Genomic DNA, 24,236 nt, shown 5'->3' on the forward strand with positions numbered 1-24,236 from the left:
CGCGGCTCGCGGCAGCCTTGTGAGGACAAACATGATCCGCTCTCTCTGGATTGCCAAGACCGGCCTCGATGCGCAGCAGACGCAGATGGACGTGATCTCGAACAACCTGGCCAACGTCTCCACCAACGGCTTCAAGCGTGGGCGTGCCGTGTTCGAGGAATTGATGTACCAGACCGTGCGCCAGCCCGGCGCATTGTCTTCGGACCAGACCACGCTGCCGTCCGGCCTGCAACTGGGCACCGGCGTGCGTCCCGTGGCTACCGAGCGGATCCATACCCAGGGCAATCCGCAGCAGACCGGCAACAGCAAGGACGTGGCAGTGATCGGCCAGGGCTTCTTCCAGGTCACGATGCCCGACGGCACCACCGCCTACACGCGCGATGGCTCGTTCCAGACCGACCAGAACGGCCAACTGGTGACGTCCAGCGGTTTCGTGATCCAGCCCGCCATCACCTTGCCGGCCAACTACACGGCGCTGACCGTTGCGCGCGACGGCGTGGTCTCGGTGACCCAGCCCGGCTCGAGCGCCAACGTGCAGGTCGGCCAGCTGCAACTGGCTACCTTCGCGAACCCGGCAGGCCTGGAGAGCCTTGGCGAGAACCTGTATGTGCAGACCGATGCGTCGGGCGCGCCGAACACCACGGTGCCTGGCCTGAACGGCTCCGGCACGCTGCAGCAGAACTACGTCGAAGCGTCCAACGTGAACGTGGTCGAAGAACTGGTGAGCATGATCCAGACCCAGCGCGCCTACGAAATCAACAGCAAGGCCGTGCAGACCTCCGACCAGATGCTGCAGCGCCTCACCCAGCTGGGATGATCATGATTGCCTCGCTGACTCGCCTGGGCGCGCTTGCCCTTTGCTGCTTCGCGACAGGTTGCGCGATGATGCCGCGCGAGCCGCTGGTCCAGCTGCCCACCTCCGCGCGGGCAGAGCCGCGCGCGCTGGCGCCGGCGAGCGGATCGATCTACCAGTCGTCGTACGCGGGCAATCCGTTGTTCGAGGATCGCCGGCCGCGCAACGTGGGCGACATCCTCACCATCGTGATCAGCGAGAACGTCAACGCCAGCAAGAACTCCGGCACCAACGCCAGCCGCACGTCCAACAGCGCGCTGGCCTTCGATGCCGTGCCCAGGGCGCTTGGCGGGCTGTTCAGCAGCGCCCAGAACGCAACCATGAGCGGCGCCAATGCGCTTAAGGCTAGCGGCGGCGCCAGCGCCACCAACACGTTCAACGGCACCATCACCGTGACCGTGCTGGAAGTGCTGGCCAACGGCAACCTCATCGTCTCCGGTGAAAAGCAGATGGCCATCAACCAGGGCGCGGAGTACATCCGCTTCTCCGGGGTGGTCAATCCGCGCACGATCACCGGCGACAACGCGGTGCCGTCCACGCAGGTGGCCGACGCGCGCATCGAGTACACCGCCAAGGGCTATATCGACGAGACGCAGAACATGGGCTGGCTGCAGCGTTTCTTCCTCAATGTTTCACCGTATTGATCACTGACCGCGTCATGTCCCTGTCTTCGCTCCCCGCCTCGCGCAGCCGCTTCGTCCGCGCTCTCTTCCTGGCGCTGACGCTGGGCCTGCTAGCAGGCGCGGCGCACGCGGAACGGCTGAAGAACCTGGCCAACTTCCAGGGCGTGCGCGACAACCCGCTGGTGGGCTATGGGCTCGTGGTGGGGCTGGATAACACCGGCGACCAGACCATGCAGACGCCGTTCACCACGCAGAGCCTGACCAACATGCTCTCCCAGCTCGGCATCACCCTGCCGGCCGGCAAGAACATGCAGCTCAAGAACGTGGCGGCGGTGATGGTCACCGCCACGCTGCCGCCGTTCGCACGGCCCGGCAGCCAGCTCGACGTGGTGGTGTCGTCGATGGGCAATGCCAAGAGCCTGCGTGGCGGCACCTTGCTGATGACGCCCCTCAAGGGCGCCGACGGCCAGGTCTACGCGATCGCGCAGGGCAATATGCTGGTGGGCGGCGCGGGCGCGTCGGCCAACGGCAGCAAGGTGCAGGTCAATCAGCTGGCGGTGGGCCGCATTGCCAATGGCGGCATCGTGGAGCGCGCCGTCCCCGCGTTCCAGCCCGAAGGCGGCATCCTGAACCTGGAGCTGCGCGAAACCGACTACGGCACGGCCGAACGCGTTGTCGAGGCGATCAATCGCGCGATGGGCGGCGGCGTAGCCAGCGCGCTGGACGGCAGGGTGGTGCAGGTGCGCACGCCCGCGGCCCCGAGCGCGCGGGTGGGCTTCATGGCCCGCATCGAGAACATCGAGGTCACGCGCGCCAAGGCCGCCGCCAAGGTCATCCTCAATGCGCGCACCGGCTCGATCGTGATGAACCAGGCCGTGACGGTGGACGACTGCGCGGTGGCGCATGGCAATCTGTCGGTGGTGATCAATACCCAGCCGGTGATCAGCCAGCCGGCGCCGTTCAGTGGCGGCCAGACGGTGGTGGCGCCGGTTTCGCAGATCAACATGAAGCAAGAAGGCGGCGCGCTGCAGATGGTCAAGGCAGGCGCATCGCTGGCCGCGGTGGTCAAGGGCCTGAACGCGCTGGGCGCGACGCCGGCCGACCTGCAGACCATCCTTGAGGCCATGCGTGCCGCAGGTGCGCTGCGCGCCGACCTCGAGATCATCTGATCATGTCAGCCAGCCGCGTGGCCGCACAGGCCGAACTCTCGCAACGCTTCGCCCTGGATACGCAAGGCTTCGAAGGCCTCAAGCAAAGTGCCCGTACCGGGGCCACCCCGGAGACGCTGCGCACCGCCGCGCGCCAGTTCGAGGCGGTGTTCACGCAGATGGTGCTCAAGAGCATGCGCGACGCCACGCCGCAGGATGGCCTGTTCGACAACGAGCAGACCAAGCTGTACATGTCGATGATGGACCAGCAGCTGTCCCAGCAGATGTCCACGCGCGGCATCGGCCTGGCCGACGTCATGGTGCGCCAGCTCGCGCGCGCCAGCGGCGCGGGCCTGCCGCCCGAGCTCGCTGGCGCGGCCGCCAAGCAGGCCGCCGTGCAGGCGGGCATGGACGACGCGGTCCCCGGCCTTGCGCGCACGCTGGACATGCGCAACGGCGACGCGGACGCGCCGCGTGCAGGCAGCGTGGTGGCCGGCACCAGCTGGAACCCCACTGCGGGCCTGCGCCAGTATCAGTCGCAGGACACCGGTGCGTGGCAGGGCGGCAATGCCGTGTTGCCGGAAGACACGCCGGCCCACATCAGCGCCTTCGTCTCCCGCATGGCGGGGCCGGCGCAATCCGCAGCGCGCGCCACCGGCGTGCCGGCCAAGCTGATCCTGGGCCAGGCCGCGCTCGAATCCGGCTGGGGCCGGCGCGAGATTGCCTACCCGGACGGCAGCACCACCTTCAATGTCTTCGGCATCAAGGCGGGCGCCAACTGGAAGGGCCAGGTCGCGGAAATCACCACCACCGAATATGTCGACGGCCAGCCGCAAAAGGTGCGCGCGCGCTTCCGTGCCTACGGTTCGTACGACGAAGCCTTTGCCGACTACGGGCGCTTGCTGAGCAACAACCCGCGCTACGCCGAGGTACTGGCGGCGGCCACACCGGACGACGCGGCGCGGGGCCTGCAGCGTGCCGGTTATGCCACGGATCCGGCTTACGGCGAAAAGCTGGTCCGGATCATGCGGAAAGTGCCCGTCTGAGCGCATGCCGAGCCCTGGCAGGGCACAGGCCGAGCGGACGCAAATTGTGGGCGCCGCGCACTAAAGTCTCCTTGTACTTCTGCCGTTACTTACATCATTCACCGCCGTTCATGTCCGGCAGCGGCGAACCGGCATCGAAGGCTCCGCGACAAGCGGCCACGGTGCACGGATCGCTAGGTCAGGCACACGGCAGCCACCAGATGCGGGGTTAGAGCATGTCTCTCTTCAATATCGGACTTTCCGGCCTGAACACGGCGCAGAACGCGTTGACGACGGTTGGCCACAATATCAGCAATGCCGCCACGGCAGGCTATACGCGGCAGAACACCATTATTGCGTCCGCAGGTGGCCAGTACACCAGCAGCGGCTTCTACGGCCAAGGGTCCAACACGACCTCGGTGGTCCGCGTCTATGACGAGTTCCTGACCGGCCAGCTGCGCAACGCCCAGTCCGCCAGTGCCCAGCTCTCGACGTACTCCAGCCAGATCGGCCAGATCGACAACCTGTTGGCCGACCAGACGGGCGGTATCGCACCGCTGATGCAGAAGTTCTTCGCCGCCGTGCAAGGGGTATCCGACACGCCGGCGGATCCGGCCGCGCGCCAGAACATGATCAATGCCGGGCAATCGCTCACTGGGCAGGTGCGCGCCGCCAACTCCTACTTCCAGCAGTTGCGTGACGGTGTCAATACCCAGCTGCAGAGCTCGGTGACGCAGATCAACGCCTACTCCCAGCAGCTTGCCAAGCTCAACGACCAGATCACGCGGGCTACCGCTGCCGGCGGCGGCCAGCCGCCCAACGACCTGCTCGACCAGCGCGACCAGATGGTCTCGCAGCTGACCCAGCTGGTAGGCGTCAAGGTGGTGCCGCAGGACAATACATACAACGTGTTCGTCGGCAACGGCCAGCCCCTGGTGATGGGATCGAACTCCTATGATCTGAAGGCGGTGCAATCGTCGGCCGATCCGTCGCGTACCACGATCGCCTACACGCAGGCCAACGGCAACGTGACCGAGATGGACGAAAGCACCCTTACCGGCGGCTCCGTCGGCGGCTTGCTCAAGTTCCGCACCGAGTCGCTGGATCCCGCGCAGAACGCCATCGGGCGGCTGTCGGTGACGCTCGCCCAGACCTTCAACGACCAGCATAAGCTGGGCGTGGACCTGACCGGCCAGATCGGCGGCAACCTGTTCAAGCTCGGCACGCCCGTCACGCTGCCCAAGAGCTCGAATACCGGCACCTCGCTGGTATCGGCCAGCATCAGCAACACGTCGCAACTGACCACCAGCGACTACACGCTGGCCTACGACGGCACCAACTACTCGCTCACGCGCATGTCGGACAACACGGTCGTGGCCACCCAGGCGGGCGCTACCGCCACCTATCCGCTGACGCTGTCGGCGGATGGCGTGGACGTCAAGATCCCGACGGCGATGTCGGCCAATGATTCCTACCAGATCCAGCCGACCCGCAATGTGGCCGCGAGCATGGACATGGCCATTACCGATCCCGCCAAGATTGCTGCCGCAGGCCCGCTGCGCGCCAGCGCAGGTACCACCAACACCGGTACCGGCACGGTCAAGGTCAGCAATGTCGCGCAAGGCTTCAGCCTGCCCGCTACCACGATCACGGCCAAGTACAACGGCGCCAATTACGTCTTCACCGATGCGACGGGCGCGCCTGTCGTGCCCACCAGCGGCCCGACCCCCAGCGGCACCGCGACGCAATACTCGTTCAACGGTGTCACGGTCAGCTTCGACGGCACGCCCAAGACTGGTGACAGCTTCACGCTGGCGCCCAACCTGAGCGGCGTATCCGATAACGGCAACGCGCTCGCGCTGGCCAAGCTGCAAACCACCAAGACCATCGGCGGCGTGTCGAGCTACAACGACGCCTTCGCGCAGCTGGTCAACGACGTCGGCAGCCGCGCCAAATCAGTGCAGATCGCGTCGACTTCGCAGGACAGCGTCACGACCCAGGTGCAGACGGCGCAGCAAGGCATCTCGGGCGTGAACATGGATGAGGAAACGGTCTCCATGCTGCGTTTCCAGCAGCTCTACCAGGCCAACGCCAAGGTCATCCAGACTGCCACCACGCTGTTCGACACCATCATCGGTATCGGCCGCTGATCGCTTCTGAAGACCCGGATCTCCTAAAGGAACAGACATGCGCGTTGCAAGCTCCACGCTCTACCAACTCGGCCTGGCCTCGATGAACAGCCAGCAAGGCTCATTGCTGCATGTGCAGCAACAGCTCGGCACCGGCCGCCGTATCCTGACGCCGTCCGACGACCCGGTGGGTGCCACCCGGGCGCTGGTGGTCTCGCAGTCCAGCGCGGTCAACGGCCAGTACGCCACGTCCCGCAAACAGGCTAACACCAACCTGTCGATGGAACTGAGCTCGCTCAACAGCGTCGTCACCACCGTCCAGAATATCCAGACGCTGGTGGTGCAAGCCGGCAACGGCACCATGAGCGATGCCGACCGCGCCTCGGTCGCCTCCTCGCTGCAGGACTCATACAACCAGCTGCTCGGCCTGTCCAACGCCGACGATGGCAACGGCCAGTTCCTGTTCGCGGGTTACCAGTCGTCCACGCCGCCGTTCGCGAAGAACGGCAGCGGCGCGGTGGTCTATGGCGGCGATACCGGCCAGCAACTGCTGCAGGTCGACGTTGCCCGTCAGATGCCCACCAACGACAACGGCAACGCGATCTTCATGAGCGTGCAGTCCACCGCCACCTACGTTGCCTCCTCGCCAACCACCAATACGGGCACCGGCGAGTTCAGCGCGATCTCGGTGACGGATCCAACCAATGCGCTGTACGGCCACAGCCTCTCGCTCAATTTCGCCACCAATGCCGTCACGGGCAAGATGCAGTACCAGGTAATGGACCAGAGCGCCGCGCCGCCGGCCGCCGTTGGCGCCCCGGTGGACTATGTGGACGGCGCCGGCATCTCGGCCGGCGGGCTCTCGCTGTCGATCAAGGGCACGCCCAAGGATGGCGATGTCGTCAACCTGCAACCCGCAAAGCAAGCCGGCACGGACATCTTTGCCAACCTGCAGAGCGTCATCAATGCCCTGAAGCAGCCGATCGTCACCAGCACCGACCGCGCCACGCTGGCCAACGCGCTGTCCACGGCAAACCGCCAGATGGCCAACTCGCTGGACAACGTCAGCACGGTGCAGACCTCGGTCGGCTCGCGCATGAATGAGCTCGATGCGCTCAACACCATCGGCACCAACCGTGGGTTGAACTACACCGAGACGCTCTCGGGCCTGCAGGACCTGGATTACTACTCGGCCATGACCGAGTACTACCAGCGCCAGACTTCGCTGCAGGCGGCACAACAGTCATTCATGCAGATCCAGGGGATGAATCTGTTCAAGTACCTGGGGTAAGCGCGAGGTTTTGCGTCCGGCAAGAAATAGCTCGCTTGTCCCGAGAGAATGGATATAGGTCATCTTGTGTGAGTTGCACGCTATAGGCCCTGCCGGATAATCTGGCAGGGCGCTGGTGTCCTGAACGCACTTGGAAATTCTGCCGGCCGGCCTAATTCAGTTCAGGTTTGAATAGTCGTCGGGAGTTCGCTTGCGGACGCTCGCGACTAGCTTCTCGCGATCGATGTTGATGGCGAGATCAAGCACCGTAGTTTTGATGGCATCGAGCAATATCTCGATTGCGGCGACGGGCACCTGCTTCCAAGCCGCGACAAAACGGATACCCTTGTGTTGCGCGTGATCCGCATTGGCGCACAAGCTCCGGCACCCATGGCAACGTCAGAGTTGCCCCGACCTCCCCGTCTGTGAAGCGCTGGAAACCGCTGGCAAGGCCACCCATTTGAGCCACGCGATAGACGTCCCGAAACGCGGCTGGCAACACGCCAACCTGGGATGTGGAATTCCCCTGGGAGACTGACGAAGAGACGGTAGTTCCCCACCAATCCTTTCCGCCGCCTACATAGATCGCTCTACCCGAGCGAAGAACATGTTCCAGCCCACCCTCGGGCTCGGCGTACGCCACTTGCGCCGGTTCTTGCCGCCGGCCTAAAGTTGCCCGCTCGGTTGCCGTAGTTAGCTCTGTGGCGCCTAAGACCGGCCGATGCCGTGGTCTCAGGCACCGCGATAATGCCGTACTCAGACCGACTCACCCAGGTAACATCACTCTCTTCGGTATGACCGCATCCTCGCTCCGCACCCGCATCGCTCTGATCATGTCCGCCACGGTTGTCGGCGCTCTCGCACTCTCGGGTGCCGCCACCTATGGCATCGTCCGCGCAAATATGACGGCAACAATGGAGAGCGACCTTAGCGCCATCGCCAGTGGCAACACGCTGGCGATCGAACAATGGGTCGCCGCCAAGGCTTTGGCCGTCAAGACTGCAGCGGAGGTCGTGGAGAAAGGCGACCCCGCTGGCTTGGTCAAGTTCATGGGTGATGCCAACGGCTTTCCCGTGACCACCATCGGGTGGAGCGACAAGTCATACTACTCGAGCAGCAGCACGACGCCGAAGGACTACGACCCCACCGCGCGCCCTTGGTACAAAGCGGCGCTGGCCGCGGGTAAGCCGACTGTGACCAAGCCGTATGGAGATGTCTCGACTCGAGTGCCATACGTTTCCTTTGCGGCGCCACTCATCCGTGACGGTGCGGCAATCGGCGCCGTCAGCGGCGCAGTGCCACTGGAAGGCGTGCGAGAGGTCGTGAAGGCGATACATCCAACGCCTTCGAGCTTGGCCTTCGTCGTAGCCAGGGATGGCCAGGTAATCGCCCACGCCGATGCGAATCAGATGCTAAAGCCGGTCAGCGAAGTGACAGCCGTACTGACGCCGGCCACGCTCGAGAACCTGGTTCGGGCTAGTGCGCCGCTAGAAGTGGAAATCCAGGGCGTGCCGAAGCTGCTAAAGGCCCAGGCTGTCGCCGGCACCGATTGGTATCTGGTGATCGCGCTCGATAAGGCCGAAGCCACCGTAGGCCTGCGCCACGTCGTAAGCGCCATGGGCATAGCCTTGGTCCTGCTTACCCTGGCTGCGCTCGGCATTGCCACCTTCTTTACCGCAAAAGCACTCCGCAGGCTCTCCGGGGTACGTGACGCGATGGATACCATCGGGACTGGTGGGGGCGACTTGACCCGCCGGCTGGATGTCGTGGGCAATGATGAGGTGGCACAGATATCCGCGTCGTTCAACGCCTTCGTAGAGAAGATCGGCGCCGTGTTGGTCGACGTGCGTGCCAGTGTGCAGGGTATGACCTCGGCAACTGGCGAGATCGAGGCAGGTAATCGCGACCTATCCCACCGCACGGAAGCCTCAGCCAGCAATCTGCAGCAGACCTCGGCAGCCTTGACCCAACTGGCATCGAGTGTAAAGCAGACTGCGGAAGCGGCCGAACAGGCAACGCAGTTGGCGACTGACGCCAGCGCCACCGCGGCGCGCGGCGGCGAAGTTGTCTCTGGCGCTGTGCGCATCATGGACGAGATTGCCAAATCGTCGGGACGGATCACGGAAATCATAGGCGTGATCGACAGCATCGCCTTCCAGACCAATATCCTAGCGCTTAACGCGGCAGTCGAGGCGGCGCGTGCCGGGGAACAGGGCCGCGGCTTTGCCGTGGTGGCTGGCGAGGTGCGAACCCTGGCTCAGCGCAGTGCCACAGCCGCCCAGGAGATCAAGGGACTCATCGAAAGCTCCGTAGCCAGCGTAAGCAGCGGCACCGAGCGCGTCCAGGCAGCGGGCTCGACCATGACCGAAATTGTCAAGGACATCGAGCACGTTCGACGGATCATTACTGAGATACACGGTGCGGTGAGCGAGCAGAACACAGGTATTGGACAGCTCGACCAGAGCGTGTCAGAAATGGATCAAGCCACGCAACAGAACGCTGCGCTGGTGGAGGAGTCTGCGGCAGCATCATCGATGCTTAATGATCGGGCACGGGAGCTCGCGCGAACAGTGGCACGATTTCAATTGCACGAGGCATAACACGATGTTGTACCTCGGTCGATAGCGGCAGTCCGCCTCCAAGGATTCAGATCTGGAGGTCGGCACGCCTCCCGGACTGCAAGCTGATTGACATGCTGTTCGACAGGTGGGGATGCACATTCCAATGTCCGCATGGCGAGTCCGCGCGTTCATGTCGGTGCCGCTGTCTGCGGGCTGCTGCCAGAGAACCAACCTTTGGCCCATCGCGATTGCCGGCCTGCTTTGACGTTGCGAACTTGCTTCCCACCATCCCCTCCGCAGCCTGAAATGGCTCGCCTTCAGTCACGGCGGGACTGCAGCAAACAAAGCTCTCGTTGCTCTGAGACTCGGTCCATCCCATATTGACTGTGGATGCAACCGGTCAATGCAACGGATCGATGGATTCCAAGTGAGCCCCATTCTTCTTGTGGCGCCGCGCGCGCTCGCCTGGCTTAGTCGAGCCCGGCGCCGGCCTTCTCCCGCTCGGCTACTATCATCGCGGCCCGCGCTGGTTGCGCTGCGCCTGCGCCTCGCCCACCTGCCAGATCGACCGCACGGCGCCGTGAGGTAGTTTCTAGTACGGGAGGGTACCGATTCTTTACGCGGGACCTTCAAACTCCCTCGCCTCGCATCCGCTATGTTCCTCCGCCCCTCGCCTCCCTGTCGCTGTTGCTTGCCGCGGCGCCCGTCGCCCATGCCGAGCGGTGGCAACCTTTGCGCCCCTCATGCTTGACTAAGCACATAGGGCGTACCCCCCACTTAAGTGGGGAGTCGACAATCGTATTCGGCCTTGCCCCCGCTCCAATTTGAGATAACGTTGTAGAGACAGGTAAAAGAACGCTGCGCAAATCCGCGCGCCCCGGTGGCGGCGGCCCAGCAGTAGCCGGCTGACACCATCGCCGCTTGATCGCTTAGGTCTGCAGTCCACACGTCACGTTCCTGGGGGATATCGTGTGCGCAAGCTACTGACGCAATTGTTGCGTCCGATCGGACGCGTCAGTACGACCGTCATCACGCTCGGCGCGCTGCTGCTCGGCCTGCTTAGCACGATCGTCGTGCATTCGCTGTACACAGAGCTGCTGGAGAGGGATGCGCGCCTGCGATTCAAGAGCGATACCGACGATATCGTCCAGCAGATCGATACGCGTATCCGGCTCTACACCGACGTCCTGGTAACCATGCAGGCGCTCTTCGGCGCTAGTGATGATGTTTCGCGCGAGGAATTCCGCGACTTCGTCAATGGCCTCAACCTGGAACAGCGCTATCCCGGGTTCCAGACGCTGAACTACGCGCCCTATGTGCCGGCCTCCGAGCTGGCCAGCTTTGTCGCCAGCCAGCGCAAGGACCCAGTCCTGCGCGAGGCCGGCGTGGCGTTCTCCGTCCACCCTGCAGGGAAGCGGCCAGCCTATTTCGTGTTGACTTATGTCGAGCCGTTCCAGAACAACCTGCCGTCGATCGGCATCGACATGGGTGCGGAGCCGGGGCGCCTGGCCGCTCTCGAAAGAGCCCGTGACAGCGGGCAGGCAGTGAGCAGCGGGCGCCTGATCTTCAGCGAAGCCAAAGGTCCCCACGTCGGCATTGCCTTGCGCCTTCCGGTCTACAGAAAAGGCCAGCCGCTCGATTCAGTGGAGCAGCGCCGCCGTGCCTATATCGGCTCCGTTGGTGCTGGCATACGAATCAGCGGGCTGCTTGGGGAGATTGCCGGCAGCGAGCGCGTGTATGGGACTCGTTTCGAACTGTACGACGCCGGGAAACTCGATGGCGAACCAGTACCGCCGTCCCCGGCGACTCTGCTGTACAACAGCGCCGGCGGCATGACGGCCACCGCCCCCGCCAGTGCCAAGGCGGCTAGCCAGGCCAGCGCCGCACGGCTTGCCGCCAGCAACGAGCCTTCCGCGCCCCAGCGGGCAAGCGTATCGGACGATCGTTCCTTCCAGCGCAAGGAGATGACACAGCCGTTTGGAGGGCGGCGCTGGCTCATTGTCTTCTCCGCCGACGCCCAGGCCATGGTGGGCCCGCAACGCTACCTGAAGAGTGTGGTGCTTGGGGCCGGGCTGATCATTACCGCGCTGCTGGCCGGGCTGGCCTACGCGCTATCCAGTTCCCGGTCACGAGCCCTGGCGGTGGCCGATGGCATGACGCACAGCCTGCGCGAGAGTCGAGAGGGCCTTGCCCAGGCGCAGCGGATCGCGCACCTGGGGGATTGGCGTCTTGACCTGGAGCGCAATGCGGCCTATTTCTCCAGCGAGATGGCCCGGCTGCTGGGTGTGCGAGCGCTGGATCCCACGCCCGACACACTGCTAGGCGCAGCCGATCCTCGCTTCCGCGGCGTGTTGCGGCAGAGGATGCAAACCGCCTTGCGGGAGCGCGTCGCTTTCGAGCTCGAATGCCCCTACCGCTCGTTACGTGGACGCATGGGTTGGCTTCACCTGATCGGCCATGCGCATGGCCCACCGGGCACGGCCGTCCTGCGCGGCACCGCGCAAGACATCACCCAGCGAAAGCTCATCGAGCAGGCTCGCGCACAGGAGCATCTGGTTGCCTTGCATCTCGCCACCGTGTCTAGCGAAGCCGAAGTCCTGGAAAAAATCATCCGTACCTTGGTTGCGGGAATGGAATGGGAGGCGGGTGCATTCTGGCCTTCGGATGCAGGACGTGGCTTGGCGCTTGCGCCGGTTTGCCGGGCCAGAGAGCAAGAACTGGAACCTTGGCTGGCACGGCGCCCGGCCGATCCGCAGGCAGATCAGGCAGATCAGGCAGACGTACTGACGGAACCGCGTTGGTATGCGGGCCGCGGTGCCATCGCGCGCTTGCCTCAGCATCGCTGGCTGGCCGACGGGAGCGTGCGCACTGTATTCGCTTTCCCACTGCGCAAGGGCACGACCACGCTCGGACTGGTGGAGATGTATTCGCGCACCAAGCGTCCACGCGATCCACATGCGCTTGCGATGGCTAGCGCGATAGCTAGTCACACTGGCCACTTCCTGCTGCGTCGCCAGGCCGAGGAGACCCTACGCTTTTTTGCCAATCACGATGCGCTCACAGGTCTGCCCAACAGGTTGATGTTCAAGAACCATCTCGAGAGCAGCCTCGCTCGTTCCCGCTCCCGTCAACACCGTCTCGATATCCTCTTTGTTGACCTGGACCAGTTCAAGAGGGTCAACGACACAATGGGCCACAACGCGGGCGACGTCTTGTTACGCGCCGTGGCAGATCGCTTTAGCGCCACGCTTGGCGAAGCCAACCTGATTGCCCGGCTCGGTGGCGACGAGTTTGTCGTACTGGTCGAGCCGATCGACGACTTCTCCCTTTTGCACCGCATCATCAAGCGTATCCAGGCCGCGCTCGCATCCGGCTTTGTCGTCAATGGCAAGGAGCTGCAGGTGACGGCAAGCATTGGCGTCAGCTCCTTCCCCGAAGATGGCAATGACGCGCAGACGCTACTAAAGCATGCCGATCTCGCCATGTATGCCGCCAAGCAGCTCGGCAAGAACGGCTTCCAATACTATGTGCGCGAGATGAGTGTGACCCTGCAGAATCGCATCGACATGGAATCGCATCTGCGCAGCGCACTCGATCACAATGAGTTCGTGCTGCACTACCAGCCACGCATCTCGCTGGACACCAATGCCTGTACCGGCGTCGAAGCCCTGATCCGATGGCGCCACCCGAAGCTCGGCATGGTGATGCCCGCTGACTTCATTCCGGTTGCGGAGGAGTGCGGGGCCATCGTGCAGATTGGCGCATGGGTACTGCGTGAGGCCTGTCGCCAGAATGCGCAATGGCTTGCCGACGGCAATGCCCCGATACGCGTCTCGGTCAACCTTAGCGCAAGGCAATTTGCCGACAAGGACCTGAGGCAGGTCGTGCTCGATGCCCTGAAGCAAGCCGGCTTGCCAGGGTATCTGCTCGAACTCGAACTAACCGAAAGCATGGTCATGCGCGATGCCGAGCAAGCGGCGCGCTGGCTGTCGCGCCTGAAGCGAACCGGGGTACGGCTGGCCATTGACGATTTCGGCACCGGCTACTCCTCGCTCGCCTACCTGAGCCGTTTCCCGATTGACACCGTGAAGATCGACCGTTCGTTCATACGCTATCTGCCCGATAGCAGGAGCGATGCGCAAATCACGAGCGCAATCATCGGGCTAGGACATCAGATGGCGCTGGAGGTCGTGGCCGAAGGCGTCGAGAACGAGGCTCAGCTGGACTTTCTTCGCCGCGAGGGCTGTGACGAAGTCCAGGGCTACTACTTTAGCCGCCCTATTCCGGCCGAGGACGTCACCGCGTTCCTCGCTGGCCATACCGTGCACGGTCTGCTGCCTGAACAGGGACCGCAGCCGATGCGCGCCTGATTCTGAGTTCCGGCGCGCGCCCCAGCGTCAACAACAGGAGGGAACACATCATGACAGTGCAGAAACAGTGGATTGAACGGTCATGGCAAGCCATCGATGCGCTCGATTTCTCGAGGATCAAAGCCAAGCTTCTACATGGCAAGTCCGCCCATTGGAGCCCCGAAAGCCTGGCCGATGCCGAGGCCGGCTACCGCAGGTTTCTCAAGCTAGCGGCAAAGTACCCCGACACACCAGTCGTGCCCAGCGAACAGGTAGACGCGTTCTGGCACGCCCATATCGTCGATACCAGGCGCTATGCGAACGACTGTGAGCACATTTTTGGCCATGTCCTGCATCATGACCCCTACGTCGGTATCGATGGCCCACAGGATGAAGCCCGCCTGCGCGCGTTGGCCGAGGCAAGCGCCCGGCTTAGCGCGCGCGAGTTTGGGTTGAGACCGGCGACGGCGGCCTACTGTGCGGTCACGAGCGAGGGCAAGCCCACGCTGGGAGCCGAGCCCGCGGACGCCAAGGCAGCGTACTGCGCAATCACCAATGGGACGCAAGCGGCGTACTGCGCGATCACCTCCGGAGTCGTTTCGTCCTGCGGTCGGGACGCGCCTTGCCCTGTGGGGCTGCCGCGTCACTGATGCGTTGCGAAGTGCCGTGCCAACTGGCCGTAGGCGCATTCACGGCACCCCGACCACGTCCGGGAGGGGTGCCATCCTGTGGGAGACGATGCGATGATGGATTCATTGCTGTTTAGCAAGCCGTTTACCTTCCTGGCTTGCCCGCCGATTGCAGAACTCAAAGAAGCCATCGATGCGCTTAACACGTTGCCGGGACATTCGCGCTGGCTTAAGGAGGAAAACGCCATTCGCCGCGATCATGTTCCTGCCTTTGTCGAGCAGAGCCGCCAAGCCCTGGAGGCGCTTGTTCCGGGCCGGTCCTTCATGGTCGATAGCCTCGCCGATCGGATTCGGCACACGCCACGGGTGCTACAGGAGTTGCGCGAGTACGGTCCGGAGGTGGCGGCTGCCGCTCACTCCTACTTCTACTGGCGCTATTCAGCCGACGTGCTCGGACGGGCGCAGGGCATTCCGCGCAGTGCGCTGGAACGTCAATTTGGCAGGGTGGCGGCACGCGATGGCTCCCACAAGATCATATGGGGCTGTCCGTGTTGCGATCATCCAGCGCGATACCAGGTCGATGGGCTACTTGCCAATCAGCGCCCGGCGCGCCAGGGCGGCTTTGCGCTTGAGTGTGATCACTGTGGGCATCAGGAGCGGGTGTATGCTGGATTTCTGCATTACGGGCGTCTCCAGTGCCAATGCGCTGCGTGCAAGAGCTATGTTGGCGTTCTCGCCTATGACATGGCCAGGGCTGCGCGAAAACTTGCTGAAAATCTCGAGAAGTACGCCTGGAGCCAAGCTGCCGAGACCCTTGCCGAGATCCAGGAGTACAAGGACGAGTCCATGCAAATGCTGCAGCGCCGGGCTAGCCCATCACGCAATGCCGCTTCCTTTGCACTTGAAGTCGTGTCCGGCAGGCACCAATCGATGCCAGCGATTCTAACGAGCCTGGACCCTGGCCTGGAAGGTTGCATCGAGAAGAATCCCAGGGCTTGGGCGTTGCTGTGCGAACTGCTACGCGAAGGCGTCGTTGACAACGAATACCTCATCTACGAGGAAGCTGACCGCGAGCGCGTGGCGCTGCAGCTATCACTGCTAGAAGAGTCCTCCTCCCAAACGGAAGGCTTGCCACAGAAGAATCTTGAAACTCTGTTGCAAGGCTACCAGCCTGCGTCTCGCGAGTCCTTTGTCGCGTGGCTGAAAGCAAGCATGCAACTCAAGATCTTTACCGGCAAGTTCTGTACCGCGGTGGAGGTTACCTGGAAACCCAACGCGCAGCGCTGCGAGTTCATCGCTAGCAGTCAGGTCGACCATGCTCGGCCGCTCGCGCACGATACGCCTGCGAGATCAGACACGTCCTTCGTGCCGCCTTCAAAACACCTGCCTCACACTGACGCTGAAATTGAGGCAGTGACGCTACTGAGATCGCTGGGGTACATTGTTGTGGATCCCGCCGTCATTGAAGCGCATGGTTACTCAAAACTGGAGGAAAACACACCGCTCAACAAGTAACCCTGTGTAGCACGCATCGGTGATCGATTCAGCTCCAAACGGGTCACATTGCGCGGCGGATACTTGCCTACCGGCACAGATCCGCGGCCGAAGGCGGCGTCGCCCGGCTCAAATCAAAATCGCTCTCTCGCAAGCCCGCCGGCGTAAGCGAGACCCAGTGCAGTATGGATGACGAGCGCACCAGCCCAAGGCTGCCCGCATAAGTCCATGGAAACGGCGATGGCTGGCTACCGCGCAACTCAATCGTGCCGGCGGACAGCTTCAGGTGCAGCAGGCGGCCGTCCGCCGCAGGCGTGTACGCCATGTCGCCGACCACGGTGATGCTGGCCTCGCGCACGCTTTCCGGCATGCAGGCCAGCGAGGCACTCACCCTGCCGGCCTTATCCAGCAGATGCGCGAAGCCCTTGCCCAAGTCGTTGGTGCCGACCAGCAGGAAGCTGTCCAGGGCCGGGACATAGGCGACACTGTAGGTGTAGTACTTCAGGCGGCCATTCAGTGCTTGCATGCCAGTCAGCGCTCCGTCGACGGGCCGATAGACGGCCGTCTTCAGCCTGGCGTGCGTCTCGCCGGGTACGAACTCCTGCCAGGCAAGCAAGGCCGTCTCCTTCGAGCCTGTAATCAATGGCCACCACTCGCGCTTGTTCGGCGCCACCTCAGTGCTTTGCAGCAGCCGGCCGTTACCGTCATACGTCTTGAGGTAGACGCCGTTCCCGGTGCCCAGGTTGTCCACGCCGCCACCATCGATCCAGTCGTCCGAGTAAAACACCACAAAATTGTCCCCTACCGCCGTCACGTGGCCAGAGTGCCCGCCAGACCAGACGTCAGTCGATTTCGCCTCTTGCGATTGAAGGTCCGTGCCGTACACACGATAGCGCTGGCTGACGCTGTTGGTGGTATTCGAGCCATCCTCAAAGGTCAGCATGATGCGGCCCGCGGCGTTCTGCGCTACTGACACCGGCTCCTGCGCTTCCTTCTCGGCGACCAGTAGCCGGGGCTTGCCAAGACTGGCCTGGGCCGGGTTCCATTCGGCGACGTAGATGTCGTGCGTCCAGTTGCGATTGCGATCCGGGCCGCGCGGCGGCAGCCCGGAGCTGCTGAAGAAGACGTAGGTGGTCTGCCCAGGCCCGGTGGCTGCGCCAATGCCATGCATAAAGGCGCGCTGATCGATCGCCGGGCGGACCTTGGCGGGCGGCCGGGTATCAGCGCGGTTATGGTTCCGGGCTTCGTTACGCGCACCCGACGGCGAGCACAGCAGCGCACCGGCAAGCACTAGAGAAGCGCCACACATCATGACGAGCGGACGCATGGCTACTCCACATTTCCTCGTGACAATGGACAATGCCAAGACCATTCAATGAGGACCTCGCGCGACAGCGGGCGGCACCGCCGGCTGCCGCGCGAGGCCAAACCGCGGAGCTGCTCAGGCCAGTTCCTGCTGTAGTGGCGCAACGTGCGAGATCAGGCCGTCTTCGTCGTGAAAAGCCACCAGGCGACGACCGGTGCCAACCGAGAGCACCACATCCTTGGCCAGGTCGAGCGTCGAGATCGGCGCCACCCGGGCAGGCTGTTTCAGGTTGGAAACGCTTGTCCCGAAGCGGCGCGCCAACGTCCACGCCGTGAACGCCAGCCCTATCCCGAGGACGGTCAACGCATCGGGGATGATCTCCCCAAGCGAGAATTCGCCGCTTCCCGCGGAGGCCACGCACCAGTGGATGTAGAACGCCGCAGCTACCCAGATGCTGGCCACCAGCAGCGGCCGCGCCAGCCGATACCAGAGATATCGTCGGACCGCCTTTCCCCGCGCAAGGTGCTGCAGATACTGCTGCAATGTCGTGCTGGACGCGTCAATGATGGGTTCTTTCATGTCTCACTCCTCCTCAAGAATGCTCTTCAAGCTGCCCGACAACTGGAGATGCGGGCGCAGGTGACCTTGGCGGCGTGGACGCGGGGGCGTCCTCGCGGATGCCGCGGTCGGGGCTGACCCACCTTGCCCGGGTGCGGCGCTGGTGCAACAGCACGCTGGGCAGGGCGATCACCGATGCGACCATGCTGATGGTCCAGAACGCGATCGGGTACCAGATCGTGTCAAGGAAGTAGCGCAGCAGCTTGGTGTCGTAGCAGCGATCGATGACGCAGCCGACCAGGATCTGCACGCAGCAGGTCAGAAAGAGAAAGACGCCTGCCCCGCGCGGCATGCCGGCGAAGCGCCAGGCTTCGGGCAGCTCGAACAGCGCGGTCGCGGCCGTCATCACCAGGGTGAACAGCATGCAATAGGCCCAGATCACGCTGACCGTATACTCGAGGAAGATCGGCCACATCATCGGCTTGTTCTTTGTGACGATGGGCGCCGCATACTTCTGCAGCACCTGGATGCCGCCCCGCGCCCAGCGCAGGCGTTGCCTGAACAGGCCCTTGAATGTCTCCGGCATCAGGATCCAGCTGAGCGCGTGTGGCTCGAAATGCAGCCGCCAGCCATTGACCTGCAGTTTCCAGCTGATATCGATGTCTTCGGTCAGCATGTCGGGGCTCCAGTAGCCCACGCCGCGCAGCGCGCTCTTGCGGAACATGCAGATCACGCCAGACACGGTCAGCAGGCGGCCATACAGTTCCTGGGTCCGTTTGATCAGGCCCACGATCGACGAGAACTCGCCGACCTGCATGCGCCCCAACAGCGAGGTCCGGGTGCGGATGCGCGGATTGCCGGTGACTGCGCCAACCCCCGCATCCCGCAGGAAGTGCCGCAGCATCCAGCCGATCACCTCGCGGTCGAGCAGCGAGTCGCCGTCGATGCACAGCAGGTACTCGGCATCGGTCAGCATTGCCGCAGTGGTCAGGCCAATGGCCTTGCCCTCGTTACTGTGCTGGTGGATCACCAGCAATTGCGGATACTGATCGATCAGCGCATTCAGGATATCGCCGGTGGCGTCGCTGCTGCCGTCATTGACGGCGATGATGTTGTAGTTCGGATAGCGCAACTCCGCCAGGTTCGCGATGACCTCGCGCACATTGGCTTCCTCGTTGAAGCAGGGCACGATCACCGAGACCTTCGGGCACTCGAGCAACACGTCCGCCCGCGTTTTCTTGCTCTCTTTTCTCTCGATCAGGAAGTAGTGAAGCAGGCCACCGGTCATCCATAAGTAGGACATGAACAGTGGGTAGTAGAAGACAAAATTCGAAAGCAGGCTTGCCGTATTCTTCATAATCTTCCCCTACCTTGTTGCTATCGGCTCTTGGTCTGGATCTGGCTCTTGATCCGGCTCTTGGTCTAAACCTTCATGCCATTGCGCGGTCGCACCAGGTTCTGCATGGACATGACATCCCGCAGCACCGCCAGGTCTGGCTGGTTCACCATGAACTGGTCGGGGCAGTAGCCGAGGTGCTTCACGCCAGCCATGCGCAGGCGCTGCATCTGATCACGTAGCGCGGTGCTGGCGACCGGTGCCTGGGTTCGGCCATCGAGTGTCTGCAACGCGAAGATGGTCTTCGGCAGCGCGCCCGGATGCGCCGCTACGGCGCTGACCAGGCCCTCCAGCCAGGGCGTCGAAGGCGGGCCGCCTCCGGCATCCGCGTAGGCCATCAGGTTGACGAAGTCGTATTGCGCGGCGAATGCATCGATGTCCTGGGCCAGGCGCATGCTCGCGTCGGGACGCAGCACCGCATTGGCAGGCAGGCTGCGCACGGTCAGCACATTGCCGCCGCCCTGATAGTCCTTGACCAGGTCGCCCAGTTGCCGCGTAAAGTCGATCAGGTACCGGAGCTTGGCGTCCGACCATCGTTGCAGCAGATCGGGGTTGGCGCGGATCGCAGCCAGTTCGCGCGGCAACCCCCAGTCCGCGTAGGCGGCAAGCGCCGCATCGCTCGCATCTTCAACATCGCTCAGGCTCGCGTCATCGCCAAACACGACGCCGTTAAGACTGGTGTATCTGCCCAGGTCGTAGTAGATATCGCGGATCACGCTGCGGGCGAGCGGGTCGAAGGGGCTGAGCCGTTGCCGCTGGCGCGGGTCCAGGGGCGTGGCCGGCGCGGCCGGCATCACCGCTACCAGCCGGGACGAAGCCGGATGGCCCGCGGGCAGCTTGTAGGCAAGCACCGGCAATGCCGCGTAGACCTGTACGCCAGCGCGGGTGATCAGCTGCCAGGCCGCGCGCGAGAAAAGGTCGCCGCGCACCGGCATGTGGCGGTTGGGAAAGTAGAGCGCCTGGGCGGTGCCGCTGCCGTCGGGATCGTGAAACGCCTGCAGGTAGACCGATTTGGGCTCAAGATCCTTGATCCGGTCTATCAGCCGCGATAGCCTGGCCTCCTGGCGATCGGGGTTCGGATCGTACACGTCGTCGAGAGAGACGTTGACAACCCGTTCGACCGGCTGGTTGTCGCCGCGATAGGCCGACTGCTGGCGGAACTGGCCCATCATGACACCGGCATCCCAGTCGTAGGAAACCAGCAGGCGCCTGATCTTGGTCAACGGCACCTCGGGCGTATTGGGTCCGTCGTCGAGGGTGAAGTGGACATTCATGCCCAGTTTGTGCGAAGCACCGATCAGCGCCGCGTTGTACATGCCGTAGGGCCAGACCATCGAGCGCACCCGAGCCCCGGTTTTCGCCTGGATCATGTCCGAGCACATCTTCAGGTCGCCACCGACCCGGTTTTCGTATTCCTGGTCGGTTTCGTAGCGTTTCAGGTCGGCATGGTAGAGGTGCGCGCTGGCCGCCGGTAGTTCGTTGCCTTGCGGATTGGCCACTGCGCCGTGGTGCATGTCGTGCGTGTGCGAGGCGATCTCCACCAGGCCTGACTCAGCCATCTCGCGCAGGTTGTCCCAGCTCATGAAATAGCCTGGCGCCATCACCGACTTATGGCTGATGCGCACCGGCTCGTCCCGGGGAGTACCGGTCCAGCGCGACACCACCGCGACCAGGCCTGGGTAGTTGTACTGTTGCAAGAGCGGAAAGACCTTGGTGTACTGGCTCTTGTAGGCATCGTCGAAGGTCAGCAGCACTGCACGCGGCGGCAGGCGCGGGCCGCCGTTGCGCGAGGCAATGATCTGGTCGACGCTGACAGGGTGGAAGTCGTTGCCCTTGAGCCAGGCGAAGATATTGTTGAGCGTGGCGGTGCTGATCGCACAGGTATCTGCCACCGTTCCCACATCCGCACGCAGGTCGTCCCGGATGTCGTGAAACGCGAGTACGCGGAAGGTCAGCCCGTCGTCGCGATCCTGCGGCGGCAGCAAGGACAGCGCATAGCCAGCGTGGACGCTATTGGTCACCGACAGCGCGCCGGCGAGCCCGATGAATGTTCGGCGATTGAGCTTTTGCATGATGACCTATAGAGGGACGTTGAGGTTGAGGTAGATCAGCTTGGTTGTCTCCCGGTTGGCGTCGAAGCGCCTGCTACCGATGCCGATGCCGTAGGTGAGCGAAGCCTTGCGGCCAAGCTGCCAGAACTGTTCGAGGCGCGCTTCCCACAACATGCTGTCGCCGAAGCCGTCCTGCCGGTAGCCACCTGCGGTGACATACACGCGCTGGCTGAAGGATTTTTCGGCATAGCGCCACGGCGTCCATTGGTACATGGTGCGCAGTTGCGCGGTGTAGTCGCGCCGCGGATTGAAGTAGGCGGTGCTGTCCAGCGTATTGCTGGTGGTGCCCACGTCGAGCCAGATCGCCACCTGGTGGCGTGGTTGGTTCAGCAGCCGCTGGTAAGCGGTGCCCTGCCACATCTGGTGAAAGTTGGTGTCGCTGTAGCGCGACGCGCCGTACATCACATTGAAGTAGCGCGCATCGTCCTGCGAGTAGCGCGCCGATGCCGTGGCAGTGCGGCCTGTCACGCCGGCCTGGTAGGCTTTCAAAGGCAACGCGTTGTCGTCGGAGTCGACGCCCGCGCCAAAGCGCCAGGAGTCATTGGGCTGGAAGGCGACCGTGCCGGTGCCGCCGGTCTTGCCCTGACCTCCGGTGGACTGATGCAGCTCGGCGGCGGCTTCCCAGCCGTCGCGCCGGAAGTCGCCGCCGAGGCCGTTGCGTATGCGGCTGACGCTCTGGCCATCGCCGGTGTCGCCACGCGCCGTGTATTGGTGCGCGAAGACACGCCAGTAGTCGGCCATCGGCGACGAGTAGAGACGGGTGTCAACCCCCCAGGCATGATCCGCCAGCACGGCGTTGCCGCGCTCGCCAATGGCGTCGATGATCAGTTGCGGGCGCTCGTAGACGCGGTACTCGCGCTGGAAGTTCTTGACGCTGTTGTTGTCGGGGAAATTGCCGTCGAAGGCCGCGGCGACCGCCTTCGCCTGATCGTACTGATGGAGCTGGAGGGCGGTCTTGCCGAGCCCCACCAGGCTTTCGATATCGCCGGGGTGGTCGGCCTGCGCCTGCCGGTAGATGCTTTGCGAGGCGTACGGGCGTTCCAGCACCAGCGAACCGTCCGCGCGGGCGGTCAGCAGGGAGGGATCGAAGGGGGCGTCCTTGCGCAAGGCATCCAGTGCCTGGACGCCCTCATTGACGTGATTGGTATAGAGGAGGTATTGCGCCTGCAGCTTCTTGACGCGGCCGTATTCGGGATTGGTCTTGTCCACGTCTTCGGACAACTCGGTTTGCGCCGGCGTGTTGCGGGCCATCATCGAGACCAGTTCGCGCGCCGCCTCGTAGTGTCCCTGGTCCAGGTAGGCAAAGAACAGGCTTTCCTGCACGCTAGGACGCGATAGCGCATAGGGCTCGGTAGTCTCCTTGATCGGCTCGATGACCGCCTGCAAGGCCAGTTCGTAGGCGCGCGAGGCAAGGTCGGGCTTGTCGAGATAGGCGTAGGCGTCGCCCGCGGCGGCATAAGCGGAGCCCGGTAGCGGCTCGTTGGCCAGCGAGAGCTGCTCGTATAGCGCGGCGGCTTCCTTCATGCGCCCGCGCACGGACAACGCCGTGAGGCGATCGGACTGGACCGCGCGCCGCACCCCGTTGTATTCGTCATCGGCGGGAATCCTGCCTTGCAGTGCCTCGGCAGCAGCAAGCGCGCCGTCGGCGGGAACCAGGCGATCCTGGTCATTGGAAGCGCTGGCTTGCTGCCGTGCCCACCGGATTTGCTGGGCAACGACAAGATGCTCCAGCAGCAGCAGATCCCGGCGCGCGAAGACATCGGGGCGTGCGGCGGCCTGTTCCAGCGCTAGTTTTGGAGACCCTGCTTCGGCCAGGGCGAAAATGCGCTCCCTGAGCCCGTCGTTCTCGCCCGCCGATGCGGGTTGCTCCAGCCTGGCCGGCGGCTGCACGCGCGGTGCTGCCGGCTTTGCGGTTTCTGCCGCGCAATGCTCGCGAGCGAACAGCGCTAACAGCACGGCTGTGGTCTTGAGCGTGGTCCGCAATCGCCTGCGGCACTGCTGGGATGCGTTCACGTTTTGATCCCCCGGAATGCGCTGCTGCAAACAAAACGTCTCCCTTGGCGTGCGGCATATCCTTGCCGGCGCCAATGCGTGTAACCGGAGAGACGGACATCACACGGCTAACCTGCTGGCCCTGTTGCAACGCAACGCGCCAATCCGGTCCGCCGAGACATGACCTTGCTGAATCCGACCAGAAATCAAAGCGACCCCGGATCTTCTCCGGTTGCGCCCTGTTATTCCCATCCAATGCCTGTCGCGCCCGGCAGCGATTTGTGCTGCGGCGATGCGGCCTATTCCACTGTCTTCTCGTTCTGCTTTCGTCTGCCGCAAAAAACGGCTGCTCCCTGCCAACCACGTCTCCAGGCTTGCTCTTTGCGCCTGCCTTGATGCCCTTCTTAGTGCTTGTGCGCCATTATTTGGTGATCGGGTGCTATTGCGACAGTCGCCAAAAGCACTAGAGCGACCAGCTGAAAGATGGAGTCGACCTAAACCGGGAGACCAGCCCCGCTGTTACAAGGATGAAACGAAAGCGTGCGCAGGAATGCGCCGCTAAGGAAAACGCGCCGTCCAGCAAGCGAGCACTGCCACGAGCGCATGCCTGAGGTCGGATGTCGGATGGGGAGACCTACACTGAGGCACAGCGCGTCGAACTGAACGTTCAAGCGAATCTGCGCCGGATTGGCCCGCCCTCGCGGGTTACCTCACCGGGTCTGGCCCGGGTGCGGTAGACGAGGAGGGCGTAATGTGCGCCACGCCGCAAATCGGTGGGACTTCTGGCGGATA

At 63.5% G+C, this 24,236-nt stretch carries 16 protein-coding genes; 10 read left to right on the plus strand and 6 right to left on the minus strand.

Annotated elements, in window-relative coordinates; all coding sequences use genetic code 11:
- The first annotated feature begins 31 nt into the window (after positions 1-31).
- The 6 genes from flgG to flgL all read left to right on the plus strand — a co-directional run bounded on the left by flgG (position 32) and on the right by flgL (position 7,069).
- Positions 32-817, plus strand: a complete 786-nt coding sequence (flgG, locus tag AC1Q7Q_RS29495; protein ID WP_043356996.1) for a flagellar basal-body rod protein FlgG — start codon at positions 32-34, stop codon at positions 815-817.
- A 2-nt stretch (positions 818-819) separates the two neighbouring features.
- Positions 820-1,497 carry a flagellar basal body L-ring protein FlgH gene (gene flgH, locus AC1Q7Q_RS29500; protein WP_370564869.1) on the plus strand — a complete coding sequence of 226 codons (678 nt, stop codon included), beginning with the start codon at positions 820-822 and terminating at the stop codon, positions 1,495-1,497.
- A 14-nt stretch (positions 1,498-1,511) separates the two neighbouring features.
- The gene (locus AC1Q7Q_RS29505; protein WP_492371353.1) at positions 1,512-2,645 is read left to right on the plus strand and encodes a flagellar basal body P-ring protein FlgI; all 1,134 of its coding nucleotides are present in this window, start codon (positions 1,512-1,514) and stop codon (positions 2,643-2,645) included.
- A gap of 2 nt (positions 2,646-2,647) precedes the next feature.
- Complete coding sequence (gene flgJ, locus AC1Q7Q_RS29510; RefSeq protein ID WP_492371354.1) at positions 2,648-3,670, plus strand: flagellar assembly peptidoglycan hydrolase FlgJ; 1,023 nt, start codon at positions 2,648-2,650, stop codon at positions 3,668-3,670.
- Positions 3,671-3,885: 215 nt separating this feature from the next.
- Positions 3,886-5,799, plus strand: a complete 1,914-nt coding sequence (gene flgK / locus AC1Q7Q_RS29515) for a flagellar hook-associated protein FlgK (RefSeq protein WP_492371355.1) — start codon at positions 3,886-3,888, stop codon at positions 5,797-5,799.
- Positions 5,800-5,836: 37 nt separating this feature from the next.
- On the plus strand, positions 5,837-7,069 hold the full coding sequence (gene flgL, locus AC1Q7Q_RS29520) for a flagellar hook-associated protein FlgL (protein WP_492371356.1): 1,233 nt from the start codon (positions 5,837-5,839) through the stop codon (positions 7,067-7,069).
- Positions 7,070-7,225: 156 nt separating this feature from the next.
- Here flgL and AC1Q7Q_RS29525 read toward each other — a convergent pair whose 3' ends face one another.
- The gene (locus tag AC1Q7Q_RS29525) at positions 7,226-7,426 is read right to left on the minus strand and encodes a hypothetical protein (protein ID WP_492371357.1); all 201 of its coding nucleotides are present in this window, start codon (positions 7,424-7,426) and stop codon (positions 7,226-7,228) included.
- Between the two features lie 416 nt (positions 7,427-7,842).
- Here AC1Q7Q_RS29525 and AC1Q7Q_RS29530 point away from each other — a divergent pair, with 416 nt between their 5' ends.
- The 4 genes from AC1Q7Q_RS29530 (at position 7,843) to AC1Q7Q_RS29545 (ending at position 16,102) form a co-directional block, all read left to right on the plus strand.
- Entirely contained in the window at positions 7,843-9,648 is a 1,806-nt protein-coding gene (locus tag AC1Q7Q_RS29530) for a methyl-accepting chemotaxis protein (protein ID WP_492371358.1), read from the plus strand.
- Positions 9,649-10,580: 932 nt separating this feature from the next.
- Entirely contained in the window at positions 10,581-13,979 is a 3,399-nt protein-coding gene (locus AC1Q7Q_RS29535) for a bifunctional diguanylate cyclase/phosphodiesterase (RefSeq protein ID WP_492371359.1), read from the plus strand.
- A gap of 50 nt (positions 13,980-14,029) precedes the next feature.
- Entirely contained in the window at positions 14,030-14,608 is a 579-nt protein-coding gene (locus AC1Q7Q_RS29540) for a glycine-rich domain-containing protein (RefSeq protein ID WP_492371360.1), read from the plus strand.
- Positions 14,609-14,701: 93 nt separating this feature from the next.
- A complete protein-coding gene (locus AC1Q7Q_RS29545; protein WP_492371361.1) occupies positions 14,702-16,102 on the plus strand; it encodes a hypothetical protein in 1,401 nt (466 codons plus the stop codon).
- A 67-nt stretch (positions 16,103-16,169) separates the two neighbouring features.
- Here the strand turns inward: AC1Q7Q_RS29545 and AC1Q7Q_RS29550 are convergent, their stop codons facing one another.
- The 5 genes from AC1Q7Q_RS29550 to pgaA all read right to left on the minus strand — a co-directional run bounded on the left by AC1Q7Q_RS29550 (position 16,170) and on the right by pgaA (position 23,465).
- On the minus strand, positions 16,170-17,408 hold the full coding sequence (locus tag AC1Q7Q_RS29550) for a hypothetical protein (protein ID WP_492371362.1): 1,239 nt from the start codon (positions 17,406-17,408) through the stop codon (positions 16,170-16,172).
- A 114-nt stretch (positions 17,409-17,522) separates the two neighbouring features.
- On the minus strand, positions 17,523-17,966 hold the full coding sequence (locus AC1Q7Q_RS29555) for a hypothetical protein (RefSeq protein WP_492371363.1): 444 nt from the start codon (positions 17,964-17,966) through the stop codon (positions 17,523-17,525).
- A 13-nt stretch (positions 17,967-17,979) separates the two neighbouring features.
- Positions 17,980-19,302 (minus strand): poly-beta-1,6-N-acetyl-D-glucosamine synthase, encoded by a 1,323-nt coding sequence (gene pgaC, locus AC1Q7Q_RS29560; protein ID WP_492371364.1) that lies wholly within the window; start codon positions 19,300-19,302, stop codon positions 17,980-17,982.
- A 65-nt stretch (positions 19,303-19,367) separates the two neighbouring features.
- Positions 19,368-21,413, minus strand: a complete 2,046-nt coding sequence (gene pgaB / locus AC1Q7Q_RS29565) for a poly-beta-1,6-N-acetyl-D-glucosamine N-deacetylase PgaB (protein WP_492371365.1) — start codon at positions 21,411-21,413, stop codon at positions 19,368-19,370.
- A 6-nt stretch (positions 21,414-21,419) separates the two neighbouring features.
- Entirely contained in the window at positions 21,420-23,465 is a 2,046-nt protein-coding gene (gene pgaA, locus AC1Q7Q_RS29570) for a poly-beta-1,6 N-acetyl-D-glucosamine export porin PgaA (RefSeq protein ID WP_492371366.1), read from the minus strand.
- Positions 23,466-24,236: the final 771 nt, after the last annotated feature.

This window comes from Cupriavidus sp. GW823-FHT07A04 (genome assembly GCF_058794615.1).